We start from the raw sequence: 1,554 nt of genomic DNA, 5'->3' as shown, positions 1-1,554 counted from the left end.
TGGGTGAGCTGCGCGGTGTCCGAGGCGTGCAACACCACCGAGTCGGAGGGCACCGCCAGCACCTCGGCCACGATCTGCGTGTGCACGGTGGCGGTGCCGTTGCCGAACTCGGCGGTGCCCACGTAGGCGTGCACGGTGCCGTCGGCGTCGATCTCCACGCGGGCGGAGCCGTGGTGGCCCCCCGGCGGGTTGGTGGCGATCATGCACACCGCGACCCCGCTCCCCTCGGACCACCCGGGAGGGGCCGACTCCCCCCGTCCCGACTCCAGGGCTCCGGCGACGAGGTCCAGGCAGTGGTCGAGCCCGTAGGAGGACAGGGCCAGCTCGTCGTCGTCGCCCGCCGAGCTCACCAACCGGTCACCCGGGCGTACCACGTTGCGCCGCCGCAGTTCGACGGGATCGATCCCGGCGACCTCGGCGAGCTCGTCGAGTGCGCTCTCGAGCGCGAACCCCACCTCCCCCAGCCCGTACCCGCGGAAGGCGCCGGAGGGGACGGTGGTCGTGTAGACGGCCTCCGCCGCCACCCGTTTGGCGGGGCAGCGGTACAGCTCCACCGACTCGGTGATCGAGTGGAACATCACGCCCGCCGAGTGCCCGCCGTACGCGCCCGCGTCGGACAGCACGTCCAGGTCGAGCGCGGTGAGCCGGCCACGGGCATCGCACGCGACCGTCGCCGTCACCCGGTAGGGGTGTCGCACGGTGGCGGAGGTGAACTGCTCGGCGCGGGTGTACTCCCACACCACATCGCGGCCGGTCCGCAGGGCGGCCAGCACGGCCAGGTCCTCGACGATCATCTCCTGCTTGGCGCCGAATCCCCCGCCCACCCGGGCGGCGTGGACGCGCAGGTCGTCCCGTTCCAGGCCGAAGATCCACGCCAGCTCGTCCCGGACGAGGAACGGCACCTGCGTGGACGAGCGGATGTCGAGGGCGCCGCCGCACCGGGGTCCGCCGTCGATGTGGCGGACGATCACCGCGTGTGTCTCCAGGTGCGTGTGCTGCACCCGCGAGGTGCTCCAGGTGCCCGTGACGACGTGCGCGGCGCGTGCGACCCCGGCGTCGACGTCCCCCACCGCGCCACGCCAGCTCGCCACGACGTTGCGTGCGGGGTCGGCGATCCGGTGGGCCCCGGAGCTCTTGTCCCCGTGGATCGCCGGGGCCCCGGGTCGCCGGGCCGCCTCGGGGTCCAGTACCGAGGGCAGGACCTCGTACCGCACGTCGATCTCCCCGCACGCCAGGCGGGCCAGTTGGGCGGTCTCGGCCACCACCGCGGCCACCCGCTGTCCGTGGTAGCGCACCACCGGGTCCAGCACCCGGGTGTCGTCCGGGTCGTCGGTGCGACGCTGGTGGCGGGCGGTGGAGAACAGGACGTCGGGGTCGTCGTGGTGGGTCAGGACGGCCACCACACCGGGCATGGCCAGGGCGCGGCTGGCGTCGATCTCCACGATCCGGGCGTGCGCGTGCGGGGACCGCAGCACCGCGAGGTGAGCGCAGCCGGTCAGCGCTGTGTCCAGGGTGAACGGCTCGGCCCCGCGGACGACGCGGTCGGTGGCGGGG

General features: G+C 74.1%; 1 protein-coding gene. It reads right to left on the bottom strand.

Features of this window, described 5'->3' with window-relative positions; all coding sequences use genetic code 11:
• Positions 1 to 1,554 (bottom strand): xanthine dehydrogenase family protein molybdopterin-binding subunit (locus IY392_RS13735; RefSeq protein WP_194861513.1); only part of this gene is annotated, 1,554 nt, incomplete at both ends.

This window comes from Dietzia sp. SYD-A1, from assembly GCF_015356725.1.
Classification (GTDB): Bacteria; Actinomycetota; Actinomycetes; order Mycobacteriales; family Mycobacteriaceae; genus Dietzia.
The sequence above is the reverse complement of the archived record's forward strand: the minus strand, read 5'-3'. Positions and strand labels throughout refer to the sequence as shown.